The organism is Streptomyces sp. NPDC086023 (assembly GCF_044540325.1).
Taxonomy (GTDB): Bacteria; Actinomycetota; Actinomycetes; order Streptomycetales; family Streptomycetaceae; genus Streptomyces.
Window position 1 is genome coordinate 125,836 of sequence record NZ_JBITRX010000013.1, and the last position, 16,412, is coordinate 142,247.

The 16,412-nt window shown below is 74.8% G+C and carries 1 protein-coding gene (running past one end of the window); it reads left to right on the top strand.

Annotated elements, in window-relative coordinates; translation table 11 throughout:
• Positions 1-16,361 carry the 3' portion of a non-ribosomal peptide synthase/polyketide synthase gene (locus ACIF6F_RS24925; protein ID WP_399950492.1) on the top strand. It extends 7,237 nt beyond the left edge of the window, so the window shows 16,361 of its 23,598 coding nt (coding positions 7,238-23,598); its start codon lies off the left edge, out of view; it ends in the stop codon at positions 16,359-16,361.
• Positions 16,362-16,412: the final 51 nt, after the last annotated feature.

The following is a 16,412-nucleotide window of genomic DNA, read 5'->3' on the forward strand; positions in this document are numbered from 1 at the left end:
TGCTGCTCGCCGCCCACCTCAAGGTGCTGAGCCAGCTCACCCCCGAGCCCCGGTTCCACAGCGGCCTGGTCGGCGACGCCAGGCCCGAACTCCCGGGCTCCGAGCGGGTGCTGGGCATGCACCTCAACACCCTGCCCTTCGTCCACGACCGCACCGCCGGCACCTGGACCGAGCTCGTGGCGCAGGTCTTCGCCGCCGAACTGGCGGTCTGGCCGCACCGCCGCTACCCGCTGCCCGCCATCCAGCGCCTCGCGGGCGGCCGCCAGCTGCTCGACGTGTACTTCAACTACCAGGACTACGGCCGTGTGACCGCCGGCGACCTGCACCACGCCGGCGCCAACGCCGACATCGCGGACGCGCAGGAGGGGCCGACCGAATTCCCGCTCACCGTCGCCACCCGTACCGGCCACCTGGTCCTCACGGCGAACGGCGCGGTCCTCTCCCGCGCCCACGCCGAGCGCCTCGCGGCCATGTACCGGTCGGTGCTGGAGGCCATGGCGGCCGACCCGGCCGGCGACGCCCGGACGGTCCTGCTGCCGGCGGGCGAGCGGAACCTGGCCCTGGAGGAGTGGAACCCCGCCCCGACCGCCGCCCCGGCGGGCACGGTGCCGGAGCTGTTCGCGGCCCAGGTCGCGGCCACCCCCGACGCCGTCGCGGTGACCGCCGCGGGCGCGTCGCTCACGTACTGGCAGCTGGACGCGGCCTCGAACCGGCTGGCCCGCCGTCTCGTCGCCGAGGGCGTGCGCCCGGGCGACGTGGTCGGCGTACTGCTGGAGCGTGGCGTGGAACTGCCGGTGGCGCTGCTCGCCGTACAGAAGACGGGCGCCGCCTACCTGCCGATGGACGCGGCCCACCCGGCCGCCCGCCTCGCGGGCATCACGGCCGACGCGCGGCCCTCGCTCCTGGTCACGCAGCAGTCCCTGGCGGCCGTGGCCGCCGAGGTGCACGGCGGGGCGCGGGTGCTGGTGGACGGTCCGGACTCGGCGCTCACCGACCGCCAGGCCTCCGACGACCTGCCGGACGGGTACGCGGCCGCGCCGGAGGCGGTGGCGTACGTGCTCTACACCTCGGGCTCGACCGGCCGCCCCAAGGGCGTGCAGGTCACGCACGGTGCGCTGGGCAACCTGCTGACCGGCATCCGCCGCGTGCTCGGCGCCGGGCGGGACGAGTCCTGGCTGGCTTCCACCTCGGTGTCCTTCGACATCTCCGGGCTGGAGCTGTACCTGCCGCTGGTGGGCGGGCACCGGGTGGTGCTGGCCGAGACCGGTGCGGACCTGCTGGAGCTGGTGCGGGCGGAGGGCGTGACGCACGTGCAGGCCACGCCGTCGGGCTGGAAACTGCTGCTGGAGGCCGGGTTCGCCGAGCCGGGCGTGACGGCCCTGGTGGGCGGCGAGGCGCTGCCGGTGGAGCTGGCGCGCGAACTGCGGTCACAGGTGGGCCGCCTGGTGAACGTCTACGGCCCGACGGAGACCACCATCTGGTCCTCCGCCTGGGAGGTGCCCGAGCAGGCCGCGGCCGTCTCGATCGGCGACCCGGTCGACAACACCCGGTTCTACGTGGTGGACGCGCTGATGCAGCCGGTGCCGCTGGGTGTGGTGGGCGAGCTGTGCATCGCGGGTGCCGGTGTGGCGCAGGGCTACCTGGGCCGCCCGGACCTGACGGCGGACCGCTTCGCGCCGGACCCGTTCGGGCCGGCGGGCACCCGCCTGTACCGGACGGGTGACCTGGCGCGGCGGCTGGAGGACGGTTCGCTGGAGTTCCTGGGGCGGACCGATCACCAGGTGAAGATCCGGGGCTACCGGATCGAGCTGGGCGAGATCGAGTCCCGGCTGCTGACCCACCCCGGCGTCCGCGATGCCGCGGTGGTGGCCCGTACCGAGGACAACGGCGACACGTGGCTTGTGGGCTACGTGATCCCGGCCGGCAGCCCGGTCGAGCAGGCCGGACTCCGGGCGCACCTCCGTGAAGAGCTGCCGGACTACATGGTCCCGGGCGCCTTCGTGGAGCTGGCGGCCTGGCCGCTGAACACCGCCGGGAAGCTGGACCGCAAGGCCCTGCCCGCCCCGGGCCGGAGCGCCGGAACGGCATATATAGCTCCCCGCACAGACGCCGAGGCGAGGATCGCCCGTGCCTGGGAATCCGCTCTCGGGCTCGAACGCGTGAGCGTCGAGGACAGCTTCTTCGACCTCGGCGGCGACTCCATCCGCGCGGTCTCGGTCGTCGGCTCGCTCAAGGCCCTCGGCCACCGCCTCTCCGTTCGAACGATCTTCACGTACCAGACCGTCGCCGAGCTGGCGGACCACCTCGCGGCGCAGGCACCTCAGGAGGACAACGTGTCACCGACGGACATCTCCAGCCGGACGGCCGGAGCCGACGCGGCGGAGGCGCTTGCCGGTGCCCTCCAGGCGGCCGGCCTCGACCTGGGCGCAGGCATCACCGAGCAGACCTCGGTGGCCGACCTGCTGGCGCTGCTCCGCGCCCAGTCCGGGGCCGGCGCGCCGCAGCAGGAGCAGGCACGGGAGGAAGGGGGCACCGCCCCTTTCGCCCTGATCTCCGATGAGGACAGGGAACGGATACCCGAGGGGATCGCGGACGCCTATCCGCTGTCCCAGGTGCAGACCGGCATGGCCGTCGAGGCCCTGGTCGAGGACTCCGGGGACGACTACCACCGGGTCACCTGCTTCCGCGTCCGCGACGGGCACCCCTTCTCCCTGACCGCCCTGGAGACCGCGGCCCGCACCGTGGTGGCCCGCCACGAGGTGCTGCGCAGCTCCGTCGACCTGACCGGCTACTCCGTGCCGATGCAGCTGGTGCACGCCGACGCGGTCCCGCCCGTCGCCGTGGAGAACCTGTCGGGCCTGGACGAGGCCGGACTCAAGCGGGCCGTCGCGGAGTTCGCCGCCTGCGAGGAGGCCCGCCCCTTCGCCCCCGGCCAGGCCCCGCTGCTGCGCGTGGCCGGCCTGGTCGAGAGCGACGAGGCCTGGTGGCTGGGGCTCACCCACAGCCACCTGATCCTGGAGGGCTGGAGCCACCACTCCCTCCTGATGGAGCTGCTCGACGTCTACCGCACGGTGCGGGACGGCGGAGACCCGGCCGACGGCTACGAGCCCGTCCCCGCCCGGTACGCGGACTTCGTCGCCGGCGAGCTGGAGTCCCTGGCGGACGAGGCCGACCGCGGCTACTGGCAGCACACCGTGGGCGCCTACCCGGCCCTGTCGCTGCCGGCCGGCTGGGGCGAGCCCGCGGCCGCCGAGGGCGCGGCCTACCGGCTGCCCGTCGCCTACGCCGACCTGGAGCCCGGACTGAAGACCCTGGCGGAGCGGGCCCGCACCTCCCTGAAGAGCGTGCTGATCGCCGCCCACCTGAAGGTGCTGAGCCAGCTCACCGAGGAGGCCCGGTTCTCCGTCGGCCTGGTCACCGACGCCCGCCCCGAGACGCTGGGCGCCGAGCGGGTGCTGGGCATGCACCTCAACACCGTGCCCCTCGCGTACGACCGGGGCGCCCGCACGTGGCAGGACCTGGTCCGGTCCGTCTTCGACCGGGAGATGGAGCTGTGGGACCACCGCCGCTACCCGCTCCCGGCGATCCAGCGGCTGGCCGAGCCCGGTCAGCCGGTGGTCGAGGTGCTCTTCACCTACCAGAACTACCACCAGGTCGACACCGACCTGATCGACGTCGAGGACAGCCTCGGCGACGCGACCTCGCAGTTCCCCCTCGCCGTCACCACGCTCGCCGGGCACCTGGTGCTCACCGCGAACGAGCGGGACCTCTCCCGCGCCAACGCCGAGCGGGTGGCCGCCATGTACCGGTCGGTGCTGGAGGCCATGGCGGCCGACCCGGCCGGCGACGCGCGGGCCGTGCGGCTGCCCGGCGAGGAGCACGTGCTCGTCGTCTCCGGCTGGAACGACACCGCCACCGCCGTCCCCGCCCGTACGGTGCCGGAGCTGTTCGCGGCCTCCGTCGCCGCGGCGCCCGGCGCCGTCGCCGTGACGAGCGGGGGCGGGTCCCTCTCGTACGGGGAACTGGACGCGGCCTCGAACCGGCTGGCCCACCGTCTCGTGGCGGCGGGCGTGCGCGCCGGCGACGTGGTCGGCGTGCTGCTGGAGCGCGGCACCGACCTGCTGGTCGCCCTGCTCGCCGTACAGAAGGCCGGCGGCTCGTACCTGCCGATGGACGCCGCCCACCCGGCGGCCCGGCTGGCCGGCATCACCGCCGACGCCCGGCCGGCGGTCCTGGTCACCCAGGACTCCCTGGCCGCCGTCGCAGCCGAGGTGCACTCCGGCGCCCGGATCTCCCTCGACGGCGACGCCGCCCTCATCGCCGGCGAGCCGGCCACGGGGGAGTGGCGGGTGCCCGAGCGCGACGCGGTGGCGTACGTGCTCTACACCTCGGGTTCGACCGGCCGCCCCAAGGGCGTGCAGGTCACGCACGGGGCGCTGGGCAACCTCCTGACCGGCATCCGCCGCGTACTGGGCGACTCCCCGGCCGGCACCGAGCACTGGCTGGCGTCCACCTCCGTGTCCTTCGACATCTCCGGGCTGGAGCTGTACCTGCCGCTGGTGGGCGGGCACCGGGTCGTGGTGGCCCGCTCCGGCGAGGACCTGGGCGCGCTGGTGGCGGCCGAGGGCCTCACCCACGTGCAGGCCACGCCGTCCGGCTGGAAGCTGCTGCTGGAGGGCGGGTTCGCCGGCCCGGCCGTGACCGCACTCGTCGGCGGCGAGGCGCTGCCCGTCGAGCTGGCCCGCGAACTGCGTGCCGGCGTCGGCCGCCTGGTGAACGTCTACGGCCCGACCGAGACCACCATCTGGTCCTCCGCCTGGGAGGTCCCGGCGCTCCCGGCGGCCGTCTCGATCGGAGCCCCCGTCGACAACACGCAGTTCCACCTCGTCGACTCCTTCATGGAGCCGGTGCCGCTGGGTGTGGTGGGCGAGCTGTGCATCGCGGGTGCCGGTGTGGCGCAGGGCTACCTGGGCCGCCCGGACCTGACGGCGGACCGCTTCGCGCCGGACCCGTTCGGGCCGGCGGGCACCCGCCTGTACCGGACGGGTGACCTGGCGCGGCGGCTGGAGGACGGTTCGCTGGAGTTCCTGGGGCGGACCGATCACCAGGTGAAGATCCGGGGCTACCGGATCGAGCTGGGCGAGATCGAGTCCCGGCTGCTGACCCACCCCGGCGTCCGCGATGCCGCGGTGGTGGCCCGTACCGAGGACAACGGCGACACGTGGCTCGTGGGCTACGTGATCCCGGCCGGCGGCCCGGTCGAGCAGGCCGGACTCCGGGCGCACCTCCGTGAAGAGCTGCCGGACTACATGGTCCCGGGCGCCTTCGTGGAGCTGGACGCCTGGCCGCTGAACACCGCCGGGAAGCTGGACCGCAAGGCCCTGCCCGCCCCCGCGGAGTTCGCCCCCGCCGCCGAGCACGTCGCCCCGCGCAACGACACCGAGGCCCGCCTCGCCGCCGCCTGGGCCACCGCGCTCGGCCGGGACGAGATCAGCGTCGAGGACAGCTTCTTCGACCTCGGCGGCGACTCCATCCGCGCCATCGTGCTCGTCGGAGCCATCCGCGCCGCCGGGTTCGCCGTGTCCGTCCAGGACGTCTTCGAGCACCGGACCATCGCCGCCCTCGCCCTTGCCGTCGGCGGCCCGGCGGAGCCGGTGGCCGTCACCGAGCGGTACGCGGCCCCGTACGAGCTGATCACCGAAGCCGACCGCGCGGCCCTGCCCGAGGGCGTCACCGACGCCTACCCGGTCTCCCAGGTGCAGCTCGGCATGCTCGTCGAGATGGACCTGGACGACCACCAGGCCGCGTACCACAACGTCGACGCCTTCGCGGTGCGCGACGAGCGCCCCTTCGAACTCGCCGCCCTCCAGGCGGCCACGGAGGAACTCGTCGCCCGGCACGAGATCCTGCGCACCGGCTTCGACCTCACCGGCTACGGCACCCCGCTCCAGCTGGTCCACGCCACCGGCACCGTCCCGGTCGCCGTCACCCTCACCGACCTCAGCGCGGTCGCGGCCGGCGAGTTCCCCGCCGCCCTGCGTGCCGTCAACGCCGAGGAGAGCGGCCGGCCCTTCGACCCGGCCCGGCCCCCGCTCCTGAGGGTCCGCGCCGTCCTGGAGAACGACAGCTCCTGGTGGCTCGTCCTCACCCACGCCCACCCCATCCTGGAGGGCTGGAGCTACCACTCCCTGATGGACGAACTCCTCGCCCTCTACCGCGAGTTCCTCGCCACTGGCGGCTTCACGGACACCGTCCGCCCGGCCGGGCGGTACGCGGACTTCATCGCCGCCGAACTCGCCTCCCTGGAGGACGAGTCCGACCGCGCCCACTGGCGGGGCGTCGTCGACGGCCACGCCGTCCTCGACCTGCCGGCCGCCTGGGGCGACCCGCTGGGCGACGCGGCCCCCGCGTACGAGCCCGTGCGCGCCAACGTGCCGGTCGCCGACCTGACGCCCGCCCTGCGCGAGCTGGCCACCGCCACCGGCGTCTCCCTCAAGAGCGTGATCCTGGCCGCCCACCTGAAGGTGATGAGCCAGCTCACCGAGGAGTCCGCCTTCCACACCGGCCTCGCCGTCGACGCCCGCCCCGAGACCGCGGGCGCCGACAAGGTCGCCGGCATGCACCTCAACACGGTGCCCTTCCCGCACACCCGCACCGCCGCCACCTGGCGGGAGCTGATCCGCGAGGTCTTCGAGCGCGAGCTCGCCCTGTGGCCGCACCGCCGCCACCCGCTCCCCGCGATCCAGCGCGCCGCGGGCGGCCGCCGGCTGCTGGGCACCGTCTTCAACTACCTGGACTTCCACCAGGTCGACACGGAGGCCGTGGACGAGGAGGCCAGCACCGGCATCGGCTCCACCGAGTTCCCGCTCGCGGTGATCTCCCGCGGCGGCTGGATCGGGCTGCGCTCCGACACCCGCCACCTCACCCAGGAACAGGCCGAGGGCCTGGCCCAGATGTACCGCCAGGTGCTGAAGGCCATGCTGGCCGACCCCGACGGCGACGCCCGGGCCACCTTCCTCCCGGCCGCCGACCGCGCGGTGGTGCTGCGCGCCCCCGCCCCGGCCCCCCGGAGCGGTGCCACGCTGCACGGCCTCTTCGAGGAGCAGGTCGCCGGCCGGCCCACCGCCGGGGCCGTCACCGCCGCCGGCACCACCCTCACGTACGCCGAGCTCAACGCCCGCGCCAACCGGATCGCGCACCACCTGCGGTCCCTCGGCGTCGGCCCCGAGGACGTCGTCGGCCTCTGCCTGGCCCGCGGCCCCGAGCTGGTCCCCGCGATCCTCGGCGTCCTCAAGGCCGGTGCCGCCTACCTGCCGATGGACCCCGCCCAGCCGGCCGCCCGCCTCGCCTTCATGGCCGGCGACCTGGCACCCAAGGCGGTGATCACCGAGACCGCCCACGAGGAGGCCGCGGCCGCCGCCTTCACCGGCCCGCTGCTCGTCACCGACGGCACCGGCGCGGCGCACCTCGCCGCCGCCCCCGCCACCGACCCCGAGCCGCTGGCAGGCCCGGACAACCTCGCGTACGTCATCTACACCTCCGGATCCACCGGCGTCCCCAAGGGCGTCGGCGTCACCCACGCCAACGTGGTCCGGCTGATGCGCGCCACCGAGGAGCGGTTCCCGCTCGACGCCGGGCACGTCTGGCCGCTGATCCACAGCTACGCCTTCGACGTCTCCGTCTTCGAGCTCTGGTCCGCGCTGCTCCACGGCAGCCGCCTGGTCGTCGTCGACGCCGACACCGCCCGCAACCCCGACGAGCTGCTCGACCTCGCGCTCGCCGAGGAGTTCACCGTCCTGCTCAACAGCCCCTCCGCCTTCCGCGGCCTCGCCGCGGCCGTCGAGCAGGGCGACCCGCGGATCGACCGGCTGCGGCTGCGCGCCATGTTCTTCGGCGGCGAGAAGCACGACGGCCCCGCCCTGGCCCCCTGGACCGGCCGGTTCGGCCTGGACGCCCCCCAGCTCGTCGAGCTGTACGGGCCCACCGAGGCCACCGTCCAGGTCACCCACCACCGGATCACCGAGGCCGACCTGGCCGACCCGCACGGCATCCCCCTCGGCCGCCCCCTGGCCGACACACGCGTCCTCGTCCTGGACGAGGAGGGCCGGCCGGTGCCGGTCGGGGTCCCCGGCGAACTCTGCGTGGGCGGCCCCGCGCTGAGCCGGGGCTATCTCGGCCGCCCGGCGCTCACCGCCGAGCGCTTCGTCCCCGACCCGTACGGCGAGCCCGGCGCCCGCCTCTACCGCACCGGCGACCTGGCCCGGCTGCGGCCCGACGGCGGCCTGGAGTTCCTCGGCCGCACCGACAACCAGATCAAGATCCGCGGCTACCGCGTCGAACTGGGCGAGATCGAGGCCCTGCTCGCCGAGCACCCGGCCGTCCGGGAGACCGCCGTCGTCACCGACGACTCGGCCCCCGGCGACCCGCGCATCGCCGCCTACCTGGTGCCCGCCGACCCGGCGGCCGGGCTGCCCGCCCCCGCCGAACTCGCCGAGTTCTGCCGCGGACGGCTGCCCGAGTACATGGTCCCGGCCGCCTTCACCGGGCTGGCCGCCATCCCGCTGATCTCCAACACCAAGCTCGACCGCAAGGCCCTGCCGGCCCCCGACTGGTCGGCCCTCGGCGCCGCCCGCGCGTACGTCGCCCCGCGCACCCCGGACGAGGAGCGGATCGCCGCGGTCTGGGCCGAGGTGCTGGGCCTGGAGCGGGTCGGTGCCGAGGACGGCTTCTTCGACGTCGGCGGCGACTCCATCCGCGCGGTCTCCCTGGTCGGCGCCCTGCGCGCGGCCGGGTACGGGCTCTCCGTACGCGACGTCTTCGACGCCCGCACGGTCGCCGGCCTCGCCTCGCTCGCCGCCGCCGGCGGCACCGGGGAGGCGTACCGGGCCGTCGAGCCCTTCGCCCTCGTGTCCGACGCCGACCGGGCCCTGCTGCCCGCCGGCCTGACCGACGCCTACCCCGTCTCCCAGGGCCAGCTCGGCATCCTCGTCGAGATGCTCGCCGAGCCGGCCGGCCACAAGTACCTCAACGTCAACGCCTTCCGGATCCGCGACGACCGCCCCTTCGACGCGGCCGCCCTGCGCCGGGCCGTGGCCGTCCTCGCGGAGCGCCACGAGGTGCTGCGCACCGGCTTCGCCCTCGACGGCTACGGCACCCCGCTCCAGCTCGTGCACGAGGCCGTCACCATCCCGGTCGACGTGCGCGAACTCGGCGGCCTCGACCGGTCCTTCGTGGACCTGGCCGTCTCCGCCTACCTGGCGGAGGAGCGGGCCACCCCCTTCGACCTGGCCGTGCCCTCCCTGCTGCGGGTCTCCGCGCTGGTCCCGGACCCGGCGGACGGCACCCACGCGTGGTGGCTCGGCATGGCCGAGTGCCACGCGATCACCGAGGGCTGGAGCCACCACTCCATGCTCATGGAACTCCTGGGCCTCTACCGGGACTTCCGCGACCACGGCAGCACGGCCGACTGGACCGCGCCCGAGGTGCGGTACGCCGACTTCGTCGCCGGCGAGCTGGAGTCCCTGGCCTCCGACGCGGACCGCGCGTACTGGCAGGACGTCACCGCCCGCCACGAGCCCTTCGCCCTCCCCGAGGGCTGGGGCGCGGCACCCGGCGGCACCCCCGAGCCCTACCTGGTCCGGGTGCCCTTCGCCGACCTGGAGCCCGGCCTCCGCGAGCTGGCCCGGCGGGCCCAGGCCTCGATGAAGGCCGTCCTGCACTCCGTGCACCTCGCGGTGCTGGCCCGCCTCACCGACCAGCGGCAGTTCGCCACCGGCCTGGCCACCGACGCGCGCCCCGAGGCGCTGGGCGCCGAGCGGGTGCTGGGCATGCACCTCAACACCGTGCCCTTCGCGTACGACGGCACCGCCCGCACCTGGCGCGAGCTGGTGGCCTCGGTGTACGCCCGGGAGGCGGAGATCTGGCCGCACCGCCGGTACCCGCTGCCCGCCATCCAGCGCCTCGCCGACGGCCGCAGGCTGGTCGACGTCGCCTTCAACTACCAGGACTACAAGCAGCTCGACACCGACCTGGTCGACGTCGGCTCCAGCGCCGGAGCGGCCGCCACCGAGTTCTCGCTGATCGTCACCACGCTCAACGGGCACCTCAGCCTGGCCACCCACACCGGCGTGCTGCGCCGCGAGGAGGCCGAGCGGATCGCCGCCATGTACCGCGCGGTCGTCGAGGCCATGGCCGCCGACCCGGAGGGCCCGGCCCTCGCCCCGCTCCCGGCAGGCGAGACCGAGCTGCTCACCGCCTGGGGCACCGCACGCCCGGCCGCCCTGGAGGACGGGGAGGCGCCCGCCACGGGCACCCTCACCGAGCTGTTCGCCGCCCGCGTCGCGCAGGCCCCCGACGCCGTCGCCGTCTCCCACGCCGGGCTGACCCTCACGTACGCCGAACTCGACGCCCGCGCCGCGCGGCTGGCCGCCCGCCTCACCGCGGCCGGCGCGGGCCGCGGCTCCGTGGTCGCCGTCGGCCTCGACCGCAGCGCCGAACTCCCGGTCGCCCTCCTGGGCGTCCTCAAGGCCGGCGCCGCCTACCTGCCGCTCGACCCGGCCTACCCGGCCGACCGGCTCGCCTTCATGCTGGCCGACTCCGGGGCCACGGCCCTGGTCAGCACCGGGCGGCTGGCCGACGGCCTGCCCTCCTGGGAGGGACCCCTGCTGCTGGTCGACGCGGGCGCGCCCGACGAGGGACCGGCCGCCGGGGCGCCCGTACAGGACCCGGACGAGCTCGCGTACGTGATGTACACCTCCGGCTCCACCGGCACCCCCAAGGCCACCGCCGTCACCCACCGGGGCGTGGTGCGCACCGCGCTGCACGACGCACTCACCCGCGTCGGCCCCGACGACGTGGTCTCGCACGTCGCGAGCGTCTCCTTCGACGGCGCCACCTGGGAGATCTGGAGCGCACTGCTGGGCGGTGCCCGCCTGGAGGTCCTGGACCGCGACACGGTCCTGGACGCCCAACTGCTGGCCGCCGTAGCCGCCGAGCGCGGGATCACCGCGATGATCCTCACGACCTCCCTCTTCAACCACCTGGCCAGGACCGTCCCCGAGATGTTCCGCGGCCTGCGCACCGTGATCTTCGGTGGTGAGACGGCCGACGCCGGCACCGTCCGCGAGCTGCTCCGCTCGGGGGGCCCGGCCCACCTCGTGCACGGCTACGGACCGACGGAGAACACCACCTTCTCCACCGTCCACGACGTGACCGAGGTGCCGGAGGGCGCCACCTCGGTGCCCATCGGCGGCCCGGTGGGCGACTCCCGCCTGTACGTGGTCGACGACGAGCTCCGGCTGGTGCCCCGCGGGGTGCCGGGCGAGCTGTGCGTCGCCGGCGAGGGTCTGGCCCGCGGCTACCACGGACAGCCCGCGCTGACCGCCTCCCGGTTCGTGCCCGACCCGCACGGCGAGCCCGGCACCCTGATGTACCGGACCGGCGACATCGTGCGCTGGCTGCCCGACGGCACGATCGACTTCATCGGCCGGGCCGACCACCAGGTCAAGCTGCGCGGCTACCGGATCGAGCTCGGCGAGATCGAGGCCGCCCTCGGCACCCACCCCGCCGTCAGCCACGCCGCGGTCGTCCTGCGCGAGGACGCCCCGGGGGAGAAGCGGCTCGCCGCGTACGTCGTCACCGCCCCCGGCACCGGGACCGCACCGGCCCCGGCCGAGCTGCGCGACCACCTGCGGGAGGCCCTGCCCGACCACATGGTCCCGGCCGCGTACGTCACGCTCGACCGGATGCCGCTGACCGCCAACGGCAAGCTCGACACCCGGGCCCTGCCGGTGCCCGGCGAGGACGCCCTGGCGGCCTCTCGCGGCGGCGCCGCCCCGGCCACCCCCGACGAGATCGCCATCGCGGCGGTCTGGTGCGAGGTGCTGGGCGTGGCCTCCCTCTCGGTCACCGACAGCTTCTTCGACCTGGGCGGCGACTCGATCCGGGCCGTCACCCTGGTCGGCGCGCTCAAGGCGGCCGGCTACAGCGTGGCCGTCAGCGAGGTCTTCGAGCACCGCACGGTCGGCCGGCTGGCCGCCGCCATCGCCGGCCGTGAGCTGCGCGAACTGCGGTACGTGGAGCCCTTCGAGCTGATCTCCGCCCAGGACCGGGCGCTGGTTCCCGAGGGCGTCACCGACGCCTACCCGCTCTCCCAGCTCCAGACCGGCATGCTGGTCGAGCTGCTGTCCGGCGACGGCGGCGACGGGAATGGCGGGAACAACTACCACAACACCACCTCGTTCGACATCCGCGACGGGATCCCCTTCGACCCCGCCGCGATGCGCGAGGCGGCCCGCCGGGTCACCGCCCGCCACGAGGCGCTGCGCACCTCCATCGACCTCGACACGTACTCCGTGCCGATGCAGCTGGTGCACGCCCGCGCGGAGATGCCGGTCAGCGTGCACGACCTGACCGGACTCGACGAGGAGGGCTGGCACCGGCGGGTCCTGGAGATCAGCCGCGGCGAGCAGGAGAACCTCTTCGACACCACCAGGCCGCCGTTCGTCCGCCTCGCCTTCGCGGTCGGCGACCGGGGCTGGCGGATGTTCCTCAGCCTCAACCACACCATCCTGGAGGGCTGGGGCCACTACAGCCTGTGGATGGAGCTGCTCACCACGTACGCAGCGATCCGCGACGGGCAGGAGCCGGCCCCGGCCGAGCTGCCGCGCCTGCGGTTCGCCGACTTCATCGCGGGCGAGCACGAGTCGCTGGCCTCGGCGGAGGAGCGCGCCCACTGGCGCCGCACCGTCTCCGAGTACGCCCGCTTCACCCTGCCGGCCGCCTGGCGGCAGCCGCAGGAGCCGGCGAAGTCCTACTCGGTCACCGTCTCCCTGCACGACCTCCAGGACGCCATCAGGGCGACCGCCGGCCGGGCCGACGTACCGGTCAAGAGCGTGCTGCTGGCCGCCCACCTCAAGGTGATGAGCCAGCTCACCGAGGAGCGGGACTTCCACACCGGACTGGTCTGCGACACCCGCCCCGAGGCGCCCGGCGCCGACCTGGTCTACGGCATGTACCTCAACACCCTGCCGATCCACCACCGCGGCGGCGCCCGCACCTGGCGGGAGCTGCTCACGCAGGTGTTCGCGCAGGAGACCGAGCTGTGGCCGAACCGGCGCTTCCCGCTGCCGGAGGTGCAGCGCGAGGCGGGCGGCGGCCGGATCATCGACGTCTTCTTCAACTACCTGGACTTCCGCCAGATCGACACCGACCTGATGGACCTGGGCACCAGCCTCCGCGAGGGCGGCACCGAGTTCGACCTGGCCGTCACCACCATGGCCGGCGAGCTCGGACTCCTCACCAGCACGCAGGTGATGAGCCGCGAGCAGGCCCGCAGGCTGGGCCGGATGTACCGGCTGGTGCTGGAGGCGATCGTCGCCGACCTGGACGGGGACGCCGGCGAGGTGTTCCTGGACGAGGAGGACCGCGAGCTGCTGCTGGGCGACTGGGCGGGCGCGGACGGCATCCCGTACGACACCACCCCGGTCCACCGGCGGTTCGCCGCCCGGGCCGCGGATGCGCCCGGCGCCCCCGCCGTCGTCACCGGCGACGAGGTGCTCTCGTACGGCGAACTGGAGGCGCGCGCCAACCGGTTCGCCCACCACCTGGCCGGACTCGGCGTGCGGCGCGGCCAGTTTGTGGCCGTGCTGCTCGACCGAGGCCCGGACATGCTGGTGGCCGTCCTCGGCGCGCTCAAGGCGGGCGCCGCGTACCTGCCGCTCGACCCGGAGACCCCGGCCGAGCGCCTGGCGTACCAGCTGGCCGACAGCGCGGCGCCGGTCCTGGTCACCCAGGAGGCGCTGGTGGACTCCGTACCCGGGCACCGGGCCCGGCTGGTGGTCCTGGAGCGGGAGGCGGCGGAGATCGCCGGACGGCCCGCCACCGACCCGGAGGTGGCCGTCGACGGGGACGACCTCGTCTACACCATCTACACCTCCGGCTCGACCGGCCGCCCCAAGGGCGTGCTGATCACCCACCGCGGACTGGCCAACTACCTGGACTGGGCGCTGGCGTACTACGGGATGGACGGGGCGAACGGCGCGCCGATGTTCGGCTCCATCGCCTTCGACCTGGCCGTCCCCAGCTTCCTGCTCCCGCTGATCTCCGGCCGCGACGTCACGATGGTCCCCGGCGACCGCGGCCAGGAGGCCCTGCCGGCCCTGCTCCGCGAGGGTGGCGACTACAGCATCGTCAAGATCACCCCGGCCCACCTGGACCTGGTCGCCACCGAACTCGGCGACACCGCCGTCGACTCGGTGCGCACCTTCGTGGTCGGCGGCGAGGAGATGAAGCCCGAGATGGTGGCCGCCTGGCGGCGCACCGCCCCCGGCGCCCGGATCATCAACGAGTACGGGCCCACCGAGACGGTCGTCGGCTGCGTCGTCCACGACGCCACCGGCACCGCCGACGAGGCCGTCCCGGTCCCGATCGGCCGGCCGATCACCAACACGGAGGTGTACGTCCTCGACCGGGAGATGCGCCCGGTCCCGGCCGGCGCCATCGGCGAGCTGTACCTCGGCGGCGCCGGGGTGGCCCGCGGCTACGGCGGCCGGCCCGCGCTCACCGCCGAGAAGTTCGTCCCGCACCCCTTCGCCGCCCGCCCCGGCGCCCGCCTCTACCGCACCGGCGACCTCGCCCGGTTCCGCGCCGACGGCACGCTCGACTTCCTCGGCCGCGGCGACGACCAGGTCAAGATCCGCGGCTACCGGGTCGAACTCGGCGAGATCGAGGCCACCCTGCTGCTCGCCCCCGGCGTCAAGGACGCCGTGGTGCTGGCCCGCCAGGACCGCCCCGGCGAGCGCAGGCTGACCGGCTACGTCGTCCCGGAGCCGGGCCACGCGCCCGCCCCGGCCGACCTCGCCGCCCACCTGCGCCGGACCCTGCCGGCCTACATGGTGCCGCCGGTCTTCGTCCTGCTGGACGAACTGCCCCTGGCCGTCTCCGGGAAGGTCGACCGCAAGGCCCTGCCCGCCCCCGGACAGGACGGCCTCCCCGACGCCGGGCGGCCGCCGTACGTGGCACCGCGCGAGGGCACCGAGGAGCTGCTGGCCGCCATCTGGTCGGACGCCCTCGGCATCGAGAAGATCGGTGCCGACGACAGCTTCTTCGCCCTCGGCGGCGACTCGATCATGGTGCTCCCGGTGATCGCCGCGGCCCGCAAGGCCGGCCTGACGATCTCCCTGCGCACCCTGTACGAGAGCGAGACCCTGGCCGAACTGGCCCGGGCCGTCGCCCCCGCACCCGCCCGCACCACCGGGGCGCCCGCCGCCCTGCCCGCCCCGGCCGAGGCGATGATCGAGCACCGGGTGCCCGGCGTCAGCGTGGCCGTCATCCGCGACGGGGCCGTCAGCGAGGTCCGCGGCTTCGGCGTCACCGCCTTCGGGGGCGGCGCCAGGGTCACCCCCGACACGCTGTTCCCGGCCGGGTCCATCAGCAAGTACGTCTCCGCGCTGGGCGTCCTGCGCCTGGTCAAGGACGGGCTGATCGACCTCTCCGAGGACGCCAACCGGTACCTCACCGGCTGGCAGGTGCCCGGCGACGCCCCGGTGACGGTGGAACAGCTGCTCCGCTTCACCTCCGGCGTCACCCACCCGCCGACCGACCTGGAGCACCACTTCTACCGGCGCTCCGAACCCCGGCCGAGCGCGGCCGAGATCCTGCACGGCCGCGCACCGGCCAAGACCCCGCCCGTCATCGTCGACGGCGTACCCGGCGAGGTGTTCCAGAAGAACAACGTGAGCTACACCGTGCTCCAGCAGCTCATGGAGGACGTCACCGGCACCCCGTTCCCGCAGCTCATGCGCGAACTCGTGCTGGACCCGCTGGGCATGACCGCCAGCGGCTACGAGGCGGACCGCGCGGAGACCGCGGCCGCCGCGGGCCGCACGGTGGCCGTCGGCCACGACGAGAACGGCGTGCCCGTGGAGGGCGGCAGCTACGCCCACCCGGACGTCGCCGCCGCCGGCCTGTGGACCACCGCGCACGACCTGGCCCAGGTCTCCCTGGAGATCCGCCGGGCCCACCGGGGCGAACCCTCCGGGGTCCTCACCCCGGAGCTCGCCCGGCGGATGCTCACCATCGTCGAACCCGGCCGCTTCTACGGCATGGGCTCCATCGTCGACACCACCGGCGGCGACCTCGAATACGGGCACACCGGCCGCACCGCCGGCTTCCACGCCCTCACCCTGAGCCGCCTCGGCTCCGGCACCGGCGTGGTCGTCCTGACCAACGCCGACTCCGGGCGGGCCGTGCTCAAGCAGGTGCTGGCCTCCGTACGCGAACACGACGCGGCCTGGACCGGCGAGGGCGAGATGACCCGGCTGTGGGAGCAGGGCCGGATCAACCCGCAGGCACAGGACTGACCGGCAGCAGCCGCGACGGCGGCGCGCCCCCCACGGGCGCGCCGCCCCCAC